Origin of the sequence: Pseudoalteromonas amylolytica, assembly GCF_001854605.1 — a bacterium.
Classification (GTDB): Bacteria; Pseudomonadota; Gammaproteobacteria; order Enterobacterales; family Alteromonadaceae; genus Pseudoalteromonas; species Pseudoalteromonas amylolytica.
Genome location: NZ_MKJU01000005.1, coordinates 48,670 through 65,439 on the forward strand (window position 1 = coordinate 48,670; position 16,770 = coordinate 65,439).

Consider the following 16,770-nt stretch of genomic DNA (forward strand, 5'->3'; position numbering starts at 1 on the left):
TATGAGCACACCTTACCTATTTATTGACCGAGATGGCACTTTGATTGAAGAGCCGATTATTGATAAACAAGTTGATAGCTTAGAAAAACTCAGCTTACTCCCCAACGTTATTCCCGCATTGTTGCAACTACAGGCTGCGGGCTATCGACTGGTGATGGTATCGAATCAGGATGGACTTGGCACCGATAGTTTTCCGACTGCGGATTTTGATATCGCACAAGATAAGATGATGGAGATTTTTACCAGTCAGGGGATTTCATTCGACGACGTGTTGATCTGCCCTCACTTTGACGAAGACAACTGCCAGTGCAGAAAGCCCAAAACGGGGCTGCTTACAGAGCTGATGCGCTCTGGTAAAGTCGACTTGGCTCGTTCTTATGTCATCGGCGATCGCCAAACAGACATAGGCCTTGCACAAAATCTATGTATTGAAGGTATCTTGTATGAGAATAACTGGCCTGCAATTGTCACTAAATTGACCACCCAAGACCGCCGTGCCAGTGTCACTCGTGATACCAAAGAGACGCAAATATCTGTCGCTGCAAACTTAGATCAAAGCGCCAACGGGCAGATAAACACCGGCCTTGGCTTTTTTGATCACATGTTGGACCAAATCCGTACACACGCCAATATTGGTTTGAATATAACAGCCAGTGGCGACTTACACATTGATGAGCATCACCTTGTGGAAGATGTGGGCATCGCATTAGGTCAAGTATTAAAGAGCGCATTAGGGACAAAATCGCAAATCGCTCGATATGGTTTTTCACTGCCAATGGACGAATGTAAGGCGGAGTGTCAATTGGATTTGTCGGGTCGCGCTTCGTTCGTGCTCAACGCAAACTTCAGTCGTGACAAGGTAGGCGATTTAGATGTGCAAATGGTTGAGCACTTTTTTAAGTCGTTAGCAGATAACGCTCAAGTCAGTTTAATTCTGTCAGTATCGGACGGCAATTGTCATCACCAAGTTGAAGGTCTGTTCAAAGCCTTCTCAAGGGCACTTAGAATGGCAATCGCAAAAGATTTACAACAGCAAACCGCAAGCTCTAAGGGGTGTTTATGATTGCCATTATCAATACTGGGTGTGCCAATATCAACTCCGTTCGATTCGCCTTCGAACGCTTGGGAGTGACACCTGAGGTGATCACCGAGCCTGCTCAATTGCGCCACTTTGAACGCGCCATTTTGCCAGGGGTTGGCCATGCAAAAGTCGCGATGGAGCGACTCAAACAAGGCGGCTGGCAACAAGCAATCGCAGAATATCAACGCCCTTTGATGGGAATTTGTTTAGGCATGCAGTTGCTATGCGAGCATACCAATGAAGGAGATGTTCCGTGCCTAGGTATGATCCCCGGCAATGTTGAGCTATTAGAAGTTGGTGATTTGACTTCACCACATATGGGGTGGAACAACCTAGCAAAGATAAAACCACATCCTTTAACTCAAGGACTCGACGAGACTCAACAAGTATATTTCGTCCATAGTTACGCTCACACAATCAACAACGCCACCTTAGTTGAAGGAGAATATGGTAATAAATTCTCTGCCATTGTCGCGAAAGATAATTATGCGGGTATGCAGTTTCACCCTGAGCGCAGCGCTAAAGTTGGCGCAAAACTTTTACAGAATTTTATAGATTGGCAACTGGCCTAAGGATTGTTGATGATAATTCCAGCATTAGATGTACTGCAAAACCAAGTCGTTCGATTGTATCAAGGCAAATACGATACTGCCCAATTTTATCCGTTTGAGCTGGCCTGTCGATTACAAGAATACCAAAACAGTGGCGCGCAAAAGCTTCACCTCGTTGATTTGGAAGGTGCAAGAGATCCAAACAAAAAGCAGTGGGAACAAATCCAAGCCGCAACTAAAGCATTGAATGTACCCTATCAAGTTGGTGGCGGTGTACGTCGATATGAAGACGTCAAACAATGGCTAGATGCCGGAGCTGCTCAAGTTGTTATCGGATCCATGGCGGTAGACAAACGCCAAGAAGTCGCACAGTGGCTCAAAGAATTCGGTGCAAAGCGTTTTGTTATTGCCCTAGATGTCAACAAAACAGAAACTGGATGGGCACCTGCAACACATGGTTGGCTTGCTGACGGTGAAGACAACTTATTTGAACTGGTAGACTTTTATGCGGACCTTGGCGTGATAGATTTTTTATGTACGGACATTAGTAAAGATGGCACCATGACAGGCCCGTCTTTTGAGTTGTACAAACAACTTATAGCGCACAACAGCGATATTAAGGTGCAAGCTTCAGGCGGCGTGAGTTCATTATCAGATATAAAAACGCTCGTAGAGATAGGCGTGGGTGGAGTTATTCTTGGTAAATCCTTGCTCGATGGAGTCTTCAGCGTTGAGGAGGCATTAGCATGTTGTCAAAGCGCATAATTCCATGCTTGGATGTTAAAAATGGTCAAGTCGTAAAAGGCGTAAAGTTCAAAGGCCATGAAGTAGTTGGAGACATACTAGAGCTCGCCCAACTATATAGTGAAGCGGGAGCTGACGAACTCGTATTCTATGAAATCAGCGCTAGCGTAGAAAAACGTCTATTGGACGTTAACTGGGTAAGCAATATCGCCAAGCACATCGACATTCCATTTTGTGTTGCCGGCGGCATAAAATCTGTGGCAGATGCTGCTAAGGTACTAGAACAAGGCGCTGACAAAATCAGTATTAATAGCCCAGCAATTGCACGACCGCAACTGATCAAAGAGTTACACGATGAGTTTGGCAAGCAATGCGTGGTAGTAGGCATTGACAGCTTCTATGATGAAGCCACAGGAGATTATTTGGTTTATCAATTAACCGGCGACCCAAACGCATCTAGCAGAACGCGTTACAAAACACAGCAATGGGTTCAAATGGTACAAGACTTGGGCGCGGGAGAAATTGTATTGAACTGTATGAACCAAGATGGCGTACGCAATGGCTATGACAATGCACAGCTGAGCTTAATTCGTCGTATCTGTGACATTCCGTTAATTGCCTCTGGCGGTGCGGGAACTATGCAAGACTTTGCGGACGTATTTAAGCAAAGTAAAGTTGATGGTGCACTCGCTGCCAGCGTATTTCATAAAAACATGATTGATATTGGGCAACTAAAAACATTTTTAGCACAGCAACAGGTGGCGGTAAGACAATGCAATTAACTCCAGATAACTTAAGTAAACTAGACTTTGAAAAATGTCCGTTAATGCCAGCCATTGTACAAGATGCAGCGACCGGACAAATCCTCATGCAAGGCTTTATGAACGAAGCCGCTATCGCCGCAACGTTTGAAAAGCAACTTGTCACTTTTTACTCAAGATCCAAACAGCGGTTATGGACCAAGGGTGAAGAATCTCACAATGTTTTACGATTAGTCAGTGCGCATACTGACTGTGATTATGATGCTATTTTGCTATTAGCTACACCTGCGGGACCGACATGTCATTTAGGCACACAAAGCTGCTTTGGTGACGCAAAACCTGTGACGAGCTTTCTAGCGCAGCTAGAACAAGTAATTGTGTCACGTAAAACTGATGACCCAAATACCAGCTACACAGCCTCACTATTCGCAAAAGATATTAGTCGAAGTTGCCAAAAGGTTGGAGAAGAAGGTGTTGAGGTGGCACTCGCCGCCATGAAACAAGACAAGCTCGAACTTATAAACGAATCAGCGGACTTACTTTATCACCTGCTCGTACTGCTACAACGCAGTGATACCAGCTTACAAGAAGTTGTTGACTGTTTAGAAACAAGACACAAATCTTGTTAACCTCTGGTTATAATATTTTATCATGGTATGATTGTTGGCCTAATAATAACAATAATCATACCGTGATAAAGCGTTTCGTTTCTTGCCATTTGCATATCGGTTTTTAGGCAAATTCATTCGCTTATACATGGTTTGTGCAAACAATAGCACAATCTTGGAGAGGAATGAAATGACAGATCAGCCCCCAATTTTCCTGATTAATTTGGACCAAAGCCCTGATAGGCTTGAGAAATGTAATCTCAGATTAGCGCCTTTTGCTATTAACTTTGAGAGGATCAGTGCAGTAATGGGGACTGATGTTGATGAACAAACACTAGCTAAATTTTACTCTCCAACATTGAATGTAAAACAATATCATAGACCTCTAGGCCCTGGAGAAATTGGCTGCTATATGAGCCATCTAAAAGTATTGCAGCATATAGTTGATAACAACATAGCATACGCCGTCATACTTGAAGATGACTTTAAAATAGTTGGTGATTTAAACGCGGCAATTGACTCTCTAAAGGATATAGATTTCGAATGGGATATGATCAAACTGGCAGAATACGGTAACCGTGAAAGACCAACGGCTTACGAGTTTGCAATTAATGATGTGTATAGTTTAAGGATCCAAAAAAAGGTTTCAGCAGGTACTTGCGCTCAGGCGGTCAGTCTCAGTGGCGCAAAAAAAATCCTACAATCATCCATCCCCTTTGGCCGTCCAGTGGATACTGATTACCAGCATTGGTGGGAAAAGAGCATCGAAGTATTTACACTTAGTCCTTGCCCTATTAGGCAGGACTTAGAATTTAAAAGTACCATTGCCGCAATGTCAAAAGGCATCTCATTGAAGAGCATGTTTTGGAGAAGGAAATATCAACAGCTGATGGGCAAACTTTGCAATCGTTCTAAAACTAACGCACTTGTTAGTAAATATAAAAAGCTTCTTAATAGATAAATAGCCGTACTCGTGTTACCACTGCCAACATGTGCCTAATAGCGCCTTCTGGATAAGTAAGCAAAGTTAAAAGTCAAGTATTTATATTCCTGTTGGCCCTATTGACTTAGATCAGCTCAATCAACAGAATGTACCTGACTTTTGAACAAACATAATAAGGATTATTATGAAAAGAGTACTAACCGTTGCGGCTCTAACCGCAAGCTTCTTATCTATTCAAGCAAATGCCGCTGTATTTGGTAGTTATGTCAAGATCAACCAATCTGAATATCGTAACCATGTTTTTCGCGTTGAAACAACGCCAAAAGCCATTAAAGATTTTGATTCATCAAGATTACAATACTCGCATTTCCAAGATAGCGAGTATGGTAACTTAAATAGCAATTATAGTGCGATGGCTGATGGGCTGTGTGTAGATGCGACATCAAGGAAAGTGCCCGGTGTGATTAAAGGCGGCTACTGCTATGTAGAGCACAATGGTAAAAACTGGAAAAATGGCGACTATTACTACTTAGCTTCTGGTAATTATGAATGGCGTAAGATAGGAAATGGCTATACTCTACGAGGCGATGAAGTAACAGCAGGCGGTACTGACTCTGGAGAATATTCGTACCACTGTATCGCTGAAGGTGTTGACGGTGACAGCTATAAGCGATTCAGAGTCGTTGGTAAATATATTCCAAATCATGATACTTGCTATGTTGGGCTAGGAACAAACAAAGGGCATACAAGAGCCGTACATATCGGCCATTCGACAGGTGTTCCATCTTATTACCCTTGGGCAGCTAAGTATACTCATGCGTGGATTTTAGTTGCTAGATAAATAAGTACTGTTTAGCTCTACTTGTAATACTTGGTAGAGCTAAATTGGGGTAAATCTTCAGCGGTTATTACCGTCTCCTACATTATCTACTCGCACTCACTTCTCTATACCATCAATGAAAACAACGAAAAGTAGGTCACCATTTAAAGTAACTATTAAAAATCCATTTACAGGTCAAGAATCACTGACTTGAGGTAAAAAATTTTTGACATAGATTGAAAACAGCAATATGCTTAACAAGGTCAAATATTTTTTACATTAGGTTAGGTTTTTATGACACGACAAACACAGATAAAAGACTTTCTGCAAAGTATCAGCTTTAGAGAGCTCACTTTAACTATCGATTTGCTGGTTAGCACTTATATCGGCTATTTCTATTTATCAAGCCTGTATAATGCAACGCAGGAACAACTGGCTTCAGCTTCTTGGCTATCTTCACTCTTACTACAGGTTGTGACCTACAGTGTCGTACTTATGGTGTTGAGTTATTTATTGCTGACATTTATCAGCGATAATGAACTAAACCAACCACTTGATGTGAGAGAAAAACAAATAGATTTAGTGGGTTATAAATATAAAGCTCATATTCTACAAGCAGGTATTTGTATCGCTATTTTTCAATATCAAGCGCAGGTCAATGATTGGGGGCCAGCCATTGAATATAGCGTCCCATATTTACCCTTACATGTCATGGTCGCAGCGTTTTTACTTGCCGAAATCTGCAGTTATGTAATGCAACTATTCAAAGGACGCACCGGAGACATCTATGAGTAAATGTGCAATTACAAATTCTATTCGCACACTGCGCTTTTTGAATAATGAGATGACCCAAAAACAATTGGCAGAAGCGATTGGCGTAACCAGACAAACCGTTATGGCTATTGAAGCTAACAAGTATTCACCAACGTTAGAAGTCGCCTTCAAAATTGCAGCGGTGTTTAACTTGCCCCTTGAAGATGTATTTCAATATCATAAAACTGAGTGAGCTTTATTATTAATCCTTTACTGTGTTTAAACTAAATACGAATTTGCTGCGACTAAGTTGTTAAAACACAGGATTGTAACTTTATGAAAACACAACTTTTATCACTTGGAATTATACTCTCAACAACTTTAACCGCCTGCTCAAAGCCTCCCGTTGATTGTGATGCGTTCGCCTTACAAGAAAATTCAGACTACGTTTTGCCCTATCAAACTGGCGAATCATATGAAGTCTTAGTCTCAACAGGCCATTATACAAAAGCCAACCAGGGCGTCGGCCTATACGCTGTTGATTTTGTCATGCCCATCGGCACAAAAGTTGTGGCAGCAAGAGATGGTGAAGTAGTCTCTATACGCGAGTTATACGAAGACTATAACGGTGAAGATCTAAAAGAGAATTATATTTTCATTCGTCACAATGATGGCACCATTGCGCGCTACTTCCATTTGACTCACAAAGGCGTGTTGGTCAATGAAGGCGATGAAGTAAAAGCAGGAGATGTAATTGGCCGAAGCGGAAACACGGGGCAAAGCGGCGGTCCCCACCTACATTTTGATGTACAAAAATGCGGTCCTAACCTTCCCCCTGAATACAACAAATTACCCTGTGGGCAAACGCTACCGGTTACTTTCAGAAACACTCGGCCTCATGAGTGTGGCCTGACCATAGGTGAACACTACCTTGCGCTAAAAGACTAACGTTGCTGACATTAAAACTCGTCGCAAATGTGATGGAACGCTTTGCAAAGGGTTAGCTTGGTGATAATTGTCTATGTAGTTTCATACAATATGCTCACCAAGCTTAAAAGTTATTGCGCCTTGGGGTGAGTAATGCCTGTCCATGCTTTAAACAGACGCTGTTGCGATTCACTCGGTGAGGCTAACGCTTGAATACGTTTTTGCTTATCGAAGTCTTGCTCAAGCTTTACCTTGGTGCTCATCAACTTGTCACGGCGAATAAAGTCAACCTTAACCGTATCTCCCCCTTTAAAATACGCCAAAGAGTCAACTAAGCTATCTCTAACATGATGACCGCCAAACGCCACAACTTTATCACCCGCGGTTAAACCTGCTTGCCATGCTGAGCTATCTCGCGCAACGTGTTGTAATGTGAGAAGTTGCCCTTCTGACTTGGCGATGACTGCTAGACTAGCAATAGTCTTAGCACCTTCAGGGTATGTAAATTCAAGTCCAACTTTATCAAGCAAGGTATCAAAGTCTAATTCAACTGGTGAATCAACATGTTGCTGCCACCACTGACTGTAGTCTTTGCCTGAAACTTGTTTAAGGATGTCTTTTACGTCCTTAGATGTAAATGATTTAGGCAGTTTATACTGATTGTACAACTGCTTATGGACATCACGATAGCTGACCTTGCCATCTGAGTTCGCAAGCAAGTCTATATCCAATGCCATTGAGATAAGCGAACCTTCTAGATAAATGTTAGTGCTGTAATTGAGACCATGATCACCTCCTTGATTAATCCATTTATCAAAACTGGTATGTGCTGCCGATTGCACCTCTCGGCCCGGCTTATCTAGATGTCGATTAATGGTGTTCGAAAGGTTTTTGAAGAACTCATCGTGACTCATGATGTCAGCGCTCAGTAACAGATAGTCTTCCAAATAACTGGTAGACCCTTCAGAGAGCCACAGTAAATCACTGTAATTTGGATTTAAGTAATCGTAAGGAACCAAGCCCGCTGGACGATAGTTTTTTACATTCCAAGTATGAATAAACTCATGCGCCGCCGTGGCAATAAAACTTAGATAATCTTCACGCTTGGCAAATGTGTCTCTGTGGCGCTGAATAATGGTTGAGTTTAAATGCTCTGTGGCCCCTCTTGCGCCGCTCGTTGCGTGTACCATAAATACAAAACGCCGATAAGGGTATTCGTCCCAAATAAGTGAGCCAGTTTTTACCAACTTTTTAAGATCGTCGAGCATCTGTTGAACATCATAGTTACCTTCGCCCCAGATCACCAACTCATACTCTCGACCATCGACAGAAAACTTATGATGCTCATTAACTCCGGTTTCTATTGGTGAATCAACAAGTACGTCATAGTTTGCTGCGCTAAACGTGTGTTTGTTACCCGCAAATTCCATCCCAGAAATTGAGCGCCATTGCTTTGGTACGTCCAATGCTACTTTAACAGGCTCTTGACGAAACGAGTCTGAAAACATAAAAAAGCCTGATGCATCAATAAACGCATGACTATCATCAATGTGACGAACACGTTTGGCCAGTTGATTTGCATAAACCTGATAAGTTACTTGTACTTGAGAAGGATCATCGAGATGAACGCGCCAAGTGCTTTTATCAATTTTGTGCCACTTTAACGCTTTGCCTTCATGATCTGTCGCATTGAAATAGCGAATACCGTTGGCTAAGTCCAATACTTCGTAGCGTCCAGTTCGCCAATCTGGTAGTTTAACATCCAAGTGGGCTTGAGCAGATTTTGGAAATAATACTGAAACGTTACCCAAATGATGGTCGGGCTGGTCTATGGTGAGTGTGTACTCAACATCAGCTAAAACACTAAGAGAAACTAGACTAACTGGCAATAATAGGTTTTTTAAATGCATCTTATAATCACGCTGTAACAAAGTTATGGCCAGCATAACAAAACTATGACGCAACATATTAAAAACTCGGTGAATACACAATTTGCTTCGGTAACATGGCCCTAGCTCAAAATTCATGAACATGAAATAAAGAATTGATGTAAACTTAGGTTAAAACCCTGTGAAGATGGAAGTGGTTAAGATTGGTGACTAAAAACTCTGCACTATTAGAAAAAAAATTAGAACAAACTATCAAAGCCCGCAAAGCGCTTGAAACCGCGCGCAAGCATCAGGTAGACGTACTGACACAATTTGCAGCCAAGCTGTCGCTTAGCTGTAAAGGGCAAGATGTAGCTTTAGACAACCAGTTGGCTAAGTTTCGTAGTGCACTACAAAAAGGTATGGACTTTATAGAAGTTGAGCCTTTAATTGAGAACATGAATGAAACGCTCAAGAATCAAGAAGCCGTAAATTCAGCGAATAGACGCGCACTTGAATTGAGTATAATGACAGCTGGTAAACAATTACAAAAAGTCAAAGGACTACCTGATGATGGCCGTAGAAAGTTACGTCACTTACTCGACCATGAACTTACCAATATTAATACAACCAATGACTATATCCCGATACTAGAGAAACTTTCTGAGCTATATCAACAGGCGCTACAGTTAAAGTTGTCACAGGCAAGTGTTACTGACGATACTAGGCAATCACAAAAGAACCCTGAGTTCGCTACCGAGCTGCTTAATTTAGCCAATGAGCTCACCTTTGATGAAGATGTTTCTCAAGAAGTCACCGCGATCAAGGGTAATATTACTTTAACTGACGATATCGATTCCTTGCTGAACGCAGCGCTTAGTATTATTCGGGTTATTGTGAAAAGCATTGCCCGTGAAAGGCAATCGGCGCAAGGGTTCTTAGTCTCTCTCAATCAAACATTAGAAGAGCTTAATACGTCAATCGTTGAGACGACTAAACATTCTCAAAACGTCAATAAGCAGATCACCAATCTAAACAAACGAATTGAAGCTAAGATCAATAGCCTAAACTCGCAGACTCAAAAAGCCACTTCCATAAGTGAGTTAAAGAGTTTAGTAGATGGTGAACTAAAGCTCCTCAGTCAAGACCTAATTGAGCGTGAGCGCATTGAAAGTGAGGATAAAAAAGCACTCTACGAGAGCTTTGAAAAAATCAATGACCGTATCAATGTACTTGAGAGCAAAGTTAATACCTATAAAAAGCGGTTATCTGAGCAACGCTATAAAAGTTTGCTGGATGGATTAACCAAGTTACCCAATCGCACCGCATTTGATGATAGGTTTCATCAAGAGTTTCATTTATTTGGAATAAATAAAAGCGATATAACCTTAGTCGTCATTGACGTTGACCACTTTAAATCAATCAACGATAAATATGGCCATAGTGCGGGTGATAAGACCTTACAGGTTATTGCCAGAGCACTCAAAAAAGCAATACGCAAAACCGATTTCATTGCGCGTTACGGCGGTGAGGAGTTTGTTCTACTGATGCCAGGATTGCATTTGGAACATGCCAAGCAACCGCTTGAGAAAGTGCGTAACACTATTAAATCGATCCCTTTTAAATTTAAAGAGACGCAAGTACAAATCACCATATCTTTAGGCGCAACACAATTTAAAGAGGGTGATACCCCGCTCTCCGCTTTTGACAGAGCAGATAGCGCACTTTACGAGGCTAAAAATAGCGGCCGAGACCGGTTATGCCTTCGTGAATAATAAGGAGAAGCCTATGCAAGTACAGTTAAACCCAACTGGCGTACTAAATTTACTATCTCAATTAGAGGTAGACTTACTACAGCAATCTTCAAATAGCGAACGGTATAGGTTATTTCGCAACTGCGCGTTAGCAGTACTAAACGTGGGAAGTCACACTGACTCAAGTTCAGAAATTTATAATAAGTATCAAGATTTTGATATCAAGCTAATCGCCAGGGAACGTGGTATTAAGATAGCGTTGGATAACCCGCCAGAAACAGCGTTTGTTGATGGTGAGATTATTTCTGGTATTCATGAACATATATTTTCGGTCATTCGAGACATTCTGTTTATCTGCCAACGCCATCAGGAACAAATTAATACACCCCGTGAGATCACCCATATGGTGTTTGATATGTTACGCAACGCGGATGCGCTTGAAGTCAACAGTGATCCTAATATCATTACCTGTTGGGGTGGTCACTCAATTAATGAAACCGAGTATCAATACACCAAAGAAGTGGGCTATCAGTTAGGACTAAGAGGACTAAACATTTGCACAGGTTGCGGACCCGGTGCTATGAAAGGCCCAATGAAAGGCGCAACCATTGGTCATGCCAAGCAGCGGATCAGCAGCAATCGCTACCTTGGGCTAACAGAGCCAAGTATTATCGCCGCAGAGCCACCCAACCCAATTGTTAATGAATTAGTCATTTTACCTGATATCGAAAAACGGTTAGAAGCATTTGTGCGTACAGCGCACGGTATCATTATTTTCCCCGGAGGCGCTGGCACCGCCGAAGAATTACTTTATTTATTAGGCATTCTGCTACACCCCGAAAATGCGAAGCAGTGCTTGCCTGTAATACTCACGGGTCCAAAAGAATCCGCGGGATATTTTGAGGAAATCTGTGCCTTCATAAAAAGTACATTGGGAGAAGCCGCATTAGAGAAGTTCGAAGTAATCGTTGATAATCCTGAACTTGTTGCGCAAAAGCTCAAAGCTGGTGTCAAAGAGGTTAGGGAGTACCGCAAAGAGCGTGGTGATGCATATTACTTCAATTGGACATTAAAAATAGACAATGAGTTTCAAATGCCTTTTGCGCCAACACACCAAAATATGTCAGCATTAGATTTACATTTGGATCAACCGACACAGCAACTTGCGGCCAACTTACGTCGCGCTTTCTCAGGAATTGTAGCTGGAAACGTCAAAGACGAAGGGATCCAAGCCATCAAACAACATGGACCATATACTCTTTCTGGCGATACATCTCTGATGAAAGACATGGATAAATTATTGCGCGCATTTGTTGAACAAGGAAGAATGAAACTACCAGGCAGCAAATATATTCCCTGTTATCAAATAAAAGCATGAATCAAAAATTAGTACTTATAGATGCGCTGAATTTAATTCGGCGCATCTATGCCGTTGATGAACAACAAAGCCACCGCAGCGAAAAGCAAACCATACTGTCATGTAAGAGCCGTGTCAGTCATGCAACCCGTAAATTGCTCAGTTTGACACAAGCAACACATGCCATTGCAGTATTTGACGGGCAAAAAAGCTGGAGGTATCACTACTATCCCAATTACAAATACAGCCGTAAGCCCATGCCAAGACTGCTCTTTGATAATCTAGACACAATTAGCGAAGCATTTTGCGACCTTGGCGTCACTGTTTATAAACCACAGCAGGATGAAGCAGATGATGTCATCGCAACCCTTGCGTGCAAGGCCAAAGCGGCAGGAGTTCAATCCGTTATTGTGTCTACTGATAAGGGGTTTATGCCGCTGCTCGACGGGAAAATTGAAATTTATGACTACTTTAAGCGCCAATCGCTTTGTGACCAAGACATTATAGATCGCTTTGGTGTGAGCAAACATCAGCTTGTAGACTTTTGGGCACTGAGTGGAGACAAGACTAACGATATTCCAGGTATTGTTGGTATTGGTCAAAAATCGGCGGCTCAATTGGTCAAACAATACCCCGACATTGCAACTGCTCTTAAGGATCCTGATTGTAAAACAGCAATTAAGAACAAACTCACTAACGGTATGGAAGACTATGTTACCAGCAAGCATTTGGTTACGCTTAGGACCGATATATATTTGGGTTTTAACATGAAACAGCTCAGACTCACACGCCATCATGTTGATTAGTCGCAACTTGGGTTGTCGTCTGTTAAGCTTTGCTATACTCTCTGCCCGTTATTCAGTGAGTTGTTTATGATCAAAAAAGTATTGCAGTACATCGTATTGGGCCTTGCGGTTTATGCAGCAATTGTGATGTTGGTTATTAATTTTTATAAAGATGACCCTCAGGCCATGATATGGCAAGACAGGGAGGCATTTAACAATCGCTATATCAATAAACTGAAACCTGACCAAGACATCAGTATAAATGATGTGCTTGAAACCTTGGGCAGCCCCGATCTGACATACGTTAAAAAACAACCTGAGAAAATGCTGCAAATCGTTTATTACAGAACGCAGCTCGTAAAACCTGATGGTATTACCACACAAGATGAATGTACGGGTCTACTATTTGAAGATGGCAAATTAATCCTCTGGGGACCTGCTGCGAGTGTCGCCTACGAGAAGGCTTTGTGAGATGTCTGAGTTTAAGCCCAGCCCAGCACATCTAAAACGCCTTTTTGAGCACACCCATCAGGCGCTTAGACTCTATTACAACAAGCAAAAATGGCCTGCAATTTACCCAACATTAAGCCAACTTGCAGAACGCTTTGTACAAAGCTATCACCATCTGCCGAACGCTTTACATGCTCATTTACAGTTTTATGCCTCTGATCATGGCTATGCCACTAACCTGACCGTTAACCAATGCATTTTAGTGTGTGCTTTTTGTAGCGCTAATGGCTACGACGAAGATTTCACTGAAGAGTTAGTTATAGCAGCGTTAAGCGATCATTTATGCTGCTCTAATGAGACCAATAAAGCAGCCAGAGGTGAAGCACTTAGCGCACAGGAAACCAAGCTGGTTAAGCTCAGGCATCAGTTTGCAATTACCATGTTAGACACCGCGAACGTGCCACAAGGGCAATTACAGCGTATTCTGTCTCGGCTAGACAAATACACCTCCGCTATTACTGGAAACAAGTCTATCCCCTTGTATGACAACACCAGCATTTTAGTCACGCTGGCAAAACGTATTGCTAAGGCCATAACGCCCAGACCAAAAATAAAAACCTTTACTATAGTGCAAGCGCTTAAATCATTATACCTAGGAACATATAATGAATTCGCGCAACTTTCTTTATCGGCACTTGCAAGGCAAATCACCATCTATCCTGGGGGGTCTTTGGTGAACTACAAGGGTCAACAGGCATTAGTGCTATGCGCTACTCATGATGGTTTCTTGTTAGTACTGTTAGATAACAACAATGCTGTAGGGATGATAAAAACCAGCAAACGCTTCATCCCACACTACCGCCCTATATCAACATCTGACCGAAAGTTACTTTTTTCCATTTGGTTTAATGAGCAAATACCAAAGCCGATTCGAACGCATCAAAACCATGATGCAATTTGGCAAGCGATAAGCAACTTAGGTCAGCAACAATTTTTGGAATTTAAAGCGATAGAAAAGACTATCAAGCCATTTTCGCAGATCACCTATGCACTGCAACAGGCAGCTAGGCAGTATAATCGGCAGGGACAAAAAGCCAGCACCGTACGTCATTGTCTAACCATGGTAGGACTTGATACAGCCGGTTTGCTTTGTCAGCGAGTGCTATTGGAAACGCTTATTTCCCAACTTCGCCACCCTTTTGCTGGAGACATATGGCATAAATACAATTATCTCAACAAACTTATCATGACGTTGTTAAGCAACGAGCATTCGGAACAATTCGAGCATTTTTTGAGTCCGTTTACCGCTGCTATATACTTTATCCTCGCCAAACATAGCTGTGCCATCCGCAGGCTCGTCAAAGGTAGCACTGAGGAGCTGAATGACAAGAGTATATCAATCGCCCATCTATTCGGCTTTGACCGATTAGACGAGATACATTTCAGTGAGTTTACCAACAGATACTTTGCTAACTCACCGTCCCATCAGGCATTTTTGGAAACAGAAAAAGCAGAAAAAAGCACTCTTAGCAATACAGCTCGCACTCTGGTTGTAATAAAACTATTGGCAACCTATACACTGGGTGAAACTCAGGCTCTCAGTGCATGGCAAACGCAACTGCTTAATGACGTGCTCAAAGAGTTTCAGTGGCTCTCCTTAGAACAATTTTGTGATGCTTTCATTGCTCACGGCCCCAGCTGCAGTATCGACTAAACTTGCTCTACAACCTCGCCTATTATTTATGCAATAAATAAAACATATAACAAGCATAAATGCTATGTATACCCTATTTGTCATTCCGTACTGGAATATATAGGCATAAATTGTTATAAAACGCGCTTAAATTTTCAAGCGAACACACGCCCTCCCTCTTTGTTTACTAAACTTCTCAGTAGTGCCCAATGGGTGTGGTGTATTATTTATTTTTGATAAAGGAAAAACCAGAATGGCTAAGCAAACCATTACCGTGATTAAAGGTGACGGCATCGGTCCAAGCATCATTGACTCAGCAATTGAGATCCTAAATGCAGCGGGCTGTGACTTCGACTATGAATTCGTAGATGCAGGTCTAGCTGCGTTAGAAAAAACTGGCGAGCTTCTGCCAAAAGAAACTCTAGATGTGATCGAAAAAAACAAGATCACACTTAAAGGTCCTCTAACGACTCCTGTTGGTGAAGGTTTTACCTCTATCAATGTAACGCTGCGTAAACACTTTGGTTTATACGCAAACGTACGCCCAGTTAAATCTTTTGCTGGTACTAAAGCGCGTTATGACGACATTGATATCATCACGGTACGTGAAAACACACAAGGTATGTATTCTGGTCTTGGTCAGGTTGTATCTGATGATGGCAATGAAGCAGAGGCAATGTCAAAAATCACCCGCGAAGGTGCACAGAAGATAGTAACATTCGCCTATGAACTTGCGCGTCGTGAAGGCCGTAAGAAAGTAACAGCGGTTCACAAAGCAAACATTCTAAAATCAACTTCTGGCCTATTCTTGAAAGTGGCTCGTGAAGTAGGTGAGCGTTACCCTGACATTGAGTCAGCAGAGATGATTGTTGATGCAACATGTATGAAGTTGGTTATGACGCCTGAAGAGTTTGACGTAATTGTTACTACAAACTTATTCGGTGACATCTTATCTGACCTTTGTGCAGGCCTTGTTGGTGGCCTTGGCATGGCGCCAGGCGCGAACATCGGTGAAAACGCAGCAATCTTTGAAGCTGTACACGGTAGTGCTCCTGATATCGCAGGTAAAAACCTAGCTAACCCAACGTCTGTTATTCTTGCTTCAATTCAAATGCTTGAGTACTTAGAAATGGGTGAAACAGCTAACCGCATCAGAAGTGCTGTAGCAGACGTGATTAAGTCTGGTGACCGTACGACACGCGATTTAGGTGGCAACCACGGCACAACTGACTTCACACAAGCTGTGATCGAAAGACTATAATATCCAGTCGGGGGGCTGACTTCTTTGGTCCCCTGTATTTGCACCTGTTAATGAGACAGACTTTTGTCTAAATCAATTGACTCCTTCTTGAATAAATAAATCCCACCACCCAAAATACAGCATAATACATTCCGCACAAAGTTTAAAAACCACAATAAATACGCAAAATAATTCACATAACACCAAAAAATGCGTTTTTTATGCACATTTAAAGAACTCCCCTTGACATGGGTTGTAAAACAACATTTAATAACTTGCGTAAATTAACAAATAAAATTAACACCAAAATGAAACGTATTTTATCTAACCTACATGTCCTAGTCCTGGTCTTTATCTTAAGTCCAGCGGGGCCGTGTTGAGCAAATTTACGCTTTAACCCCGCAATTGCGGGGTTTTTTTTTGGAAAATTATCAA

Annotated in this window: 17 protein-coding genes; 16 read left to right on the top strand and 1 reads right to left on the bottom strand. The window is 42.0% G+C overall.

From position 1 onward, the window contains the following. Window position 1 precedes the first annotated feature (1 nt). From hisB to BET10_RS00945, 10 genes are all read left to right on the top strand, one after another. Complete coding sequence (hisB, locus tag BET10_RS00900; protein WP_070982943.1) at window positions 2-1,063, top strand: bifunctional histidinol-phosphatase/imidazoleglycerol-phosphate dehydratase HisB; 1,062 nt, start codon at window positions 2-4, stop codon at window positions 1,061-1,063. Then, the gene (gene hisH, locus BET10_RS00905) at window positions 1,060-1,653 is read left to right on the top strand and encodes an imidazole glycerol phosphate synthase subunit HisH (protein ID WP_070982944.1); all 594 of its coding nucleotides are present in this window, start codon (window positions 1,060-1,062) and stop codon (window positions 1,651-1,653) included. The genes hisB and hisH overlap by 4 nt, the downstream gene beginning before the upstream one ends. Window positions 1,654-1,662: 9 nt before the next feature. Further along, window positions 1,663-2,397 (top strand): 1-(5-phosphoribosyl)-5-[(5-phosphoribosylamino)methylideneamino] imidazole-4-carboxamide isomerase, encoded by a 735-nt coding sequence (locus BET10_RS00910; protein WP_070982945.1) that lies wholly within the window; start codon window positions 1,663-1,665, stop codon window positions 2,395-2,397. Further along, complete coding sequence (hisF, locus tag BET10_RS00915) at window positions 2,379-3,158, top strand: imidazole glycerol phosphate synthase subunit HisF (RefSeq protein WP_070982946.1); 780 nt, start codon at window positions 2,379-2,381, stop codon at window positions 3,156-3,158. Before BET10_RS00910 ends, hisF begins: the two co-directional genes overlap by 19 nt. After that, entirely contained in the window at window positions 3,149-3,766 is a 618-nt protein-coding gene (hisIE, locus tag BET10_RS00920; RefSeq protein ID WP_070982947.1) for a bifunctional phosphoribosyl-AMP cyclohydrolase/phosphoribosyl-ATP diphosphatase HisIE, read from the top strand. Before hisF ends, hisIE begins: the two co-directional genes overlap by 10 nt. A 169-nt stretch (window positions 3,767-3,935) precedes the next feature. Continuing rightward, window positions 3,936-4,706, top strand: a complete 771-nt coding sequence (locus BET10_RS00925) for a glycosyltransferase family 25 protein (protein WP_070982948.1) — start codon at window positions 3,936-3,938, stop codon at window positions 4,704-4,706. A gap of 166 nt (window positions 4,707-4,872) precedes the next feature. After that, window positions 4,873-5,529 carry a DM9 repeat-containing protein gene (locus BET10_RS00930; protein ID WP_070982949.1) on the top strand — a complete coding sequence of 219 codons (657 nt, stop codon included), beginning with the start codon at window positions 4,873-4,875 and terminating at the stop codon, window positions 5,527-5,529. Window positions 5,530-5,802: 273 nt separating this feature from the next. After that, on the top strand, window positions 5,803-6,303 hold the full coding sequence (locus BET10_RS00935; protein WP_070982950.1) for a hypothetical protein: 501 nt from the start codon (window positions 5,803-5,805) through the stop codon (window positions 6,301-6,303). Then, window positions 6,296-6,514, top strand: coding sequence for a helix-turn-helix transcriptional regulator (locus BET10_RS00940; RefSeq protein ID WP_070982951.1), 219 nt, complete (start codon window positions 6,296-6,298; stop codon window positions 6,512-6,514). The genes BET10_RS00935 and BET10_RS00940 overlap by 8 nt, the downstream gene beginning before the upstream one ends. 83 nt (window positions 6,515-6,597) lie before the next feature. Then, window positions 6,598-7,209: a M23 family metallopeptidase gene (locus BET10_RS00945; RefSeq protein WP_070982952.1), complete on the top strand. Its 612-nt coding sequence runs from the start codon at window positions 6,598-6,600 to the stop codon at window positions 7,207-7,209. 110 nt (window positions 7,210-7,319) lie between these two features. On the opposite strand, the gene BET10_RS00950 is transcribed toward BET10_RS00945, so the two are convergent. Next, complete coding sequence (locus tag BET10_RS00950) at window positions 7,320-9,098, bottom strand: M61 family metallopeptidase (protein WP_070983094.1); 1,779 nt, start codon at window positions 9,096-9,098, stop codon at window positions 7,320-7,322. 185 nt (window positions 9,099-9,283) lie between these two features. Between BET10_RS00950 and BET10_RS00955 the strand changes: the two genes are divergently transcribed. From BET10_RS00955 to BET10_RS00980, 6 genes are all read left to right on the top strand, one after another. Further along, window positions 9,284-10,831, top strand: a complete 1,548-nt coding sequence (locus BET10_RS00955; protein ID WP_070982953.1) for a GGDEF domain-containing protein — start codon at window positions 9,284-9,286, stop codon at window positions 10,829-10,831. 13 nt (window positions 10,832-10,844) lie between these two features. Beyond that, entirely contained in the window at window positions 10,845-12,188 is a 1,344-nt protein-coding gene (gene ppnN / locus BET10_RS00960; RefSeq protein WP_070982954.1) for a nucleotide 5'-monophosphate nucleosidase PpnN, read from the top strand. After that, window positions 12,185-12,973, top strand: coding sequence for a flap endonuclease Xni (gene xni, locus BET10_RS00965; protein ID WP_070982955.1), 789 nt, complete (start codon window positions 12,185-12,187; stop codon window positions 12,971-12,973). The genes ppnN and xni overlap by 4 nt, the downstream gene beginning before the upstream one ends. 66 nt (window positions 12,974-13,039) lie before the next feature. Then, window positions 13,040-13,423 (top strand): DUF3192 domain-containing protein, encoded by a 384-nt coding sequence (locus tag BET10_RS00970; RefSeq protein WP_070982956.1) that lies wholly within the window; start codon window positions 13,040-13,042, stop codon window positions 13,421-13,423. 1 nt (window position 13,424) lies between these two features. Further along, on the top strand, window positions 13,425-15,116 hold the full coding sequence (locus BET10_RS00975; protein WP_070982957.1) for a hypothetical protein: 1,692 nt from the start codon (window positions 13,425-13,427) through the stop codon (window positions 15,114-15,116). 232 nt (window positions 15,117-15,348) lie between these two features. Further along, window positions 15,349-16,356 (top strand): isocitrate dehydrogenase, encoded by a 1,008-nt coding sequence (locus BET10_RS00980; RefSeq protein WP_070982958.1) that lies wholly within the window; start codon window positions 15,349-15,351, stop codon window positions 16,354-16,356. Window positions 16,357-16,770: the final 414 nt, after the last annotated feature.

Excerpts from the sequence above, each read along its gene's own strand:
- BET10_RS00910 (WP_070982945.1), top strand. The coding sequence starts at position 1,663 with ATGATAATTCCAGCATTAGATGTACTGCAAAACCAAGTCGTTCGATTG.
- BET10_RS00925 (WP_070982948.1), top strand. The coding sequence starts at position 3,936 with ATGACAGATCAGCCCCCAATTTTCCTGATTAATTTGGACCAAAGCCCT.
- BET10_RS00980 (WP_070982958.1), top strand. The coding sequence starts at position 15,349 with ATGGCTAAGCAAACCATTACCGTGATTAAAGGTGACGGCATCGGTCCA.
- BET10_RS00950 (WP_070983094.1), bottom strand. The coding sequence starts at position 9,098 with ATGCATTTAAAAAACCTATTATTGCCAGTTAGTCTAGTTTCTCTTAGT.
- ppnN (WP_070982954.1), top strand. The coding sequence starts at position 10,845 with ATGCAAGTACAGTTAAACCCAACTGGCGTACTAAATTTACTATCTCAA.
- BET10_RS00945 (WP_070982952.1), top strand. The coding sequence starts at position 6,598 with ATGAAAACACAACTTTTATCACTTGGAATTATACTCTCAACAACTTTA.
- BET10_RS00940 (WP_070982951.1), top strand. The coding sequence starts at position 6,296 with ATGAGTAAATGTGCAATTACAAATTCTATTCGCACACTGCGCTTTTTG.
- hisB (WP_070982943.1), top strand. The coding sequence starts at position 2 with ATGAGCACACCTTACCTATTTATTGACCGAGATGGCACTTTGATTGAA.
- BET10_RS00930 (WP_070982949.1), top strand. The coding sequence starts at position 4,873 with ATGAAAAGAGTACTAACCGTTGCGGCTCTAACCGCAAGCTTCTTATCT.
- hisH (WP_070982944.1), top strand. The coding sequence starts at position 1,060 with ATGATTGCCATTATCAATACTGGGTGTGCCAATATCAACTCCGTTCGA.
- hisF (WP_070982946.1), top strand. The coding sequence starts at position 2,379 with ATGTTGTCAAAGCGCATAATTCCATGCTTGGATGTTAAAAATGGTCAA.
- BET10_RS00970 (WP_070982956.1), top strand. The coding sequence starts at position 13,040 with ATGATCAAAAAAGTATTGCAGTACATCGTATTGGGCCTTGCGGTTTAT.
- xni (WP_070982955.1), top strand. The coding sequence starts at position 12,185 with ATGAATCAAAAATTAGTACTTATAGATGCGCTGAATTTAATTCGGCGC.
- hisIE (WP_070982947.1), top strand. The coding sequence starts at position 3,149 with ATGCAATTAACTCCAGATAACTTAAGTAAACTAGACTTTGAAAAATGT.
- BET10_RS00975 (WP_070982957.1), top strand. The coding sequence starts at position 13,425 with ATGTCTGAGTTTAAGCCCAGCCCAGCACATCTAAAACGCCTTTTTGAG.
- BET10_RS00935 (WP_070982950.1), top strand. The coding sequence starts at position 5,803 with ATGACACGACAAACACAGATAAAAGACTTTCTGCAAAGTATCAGCTTT.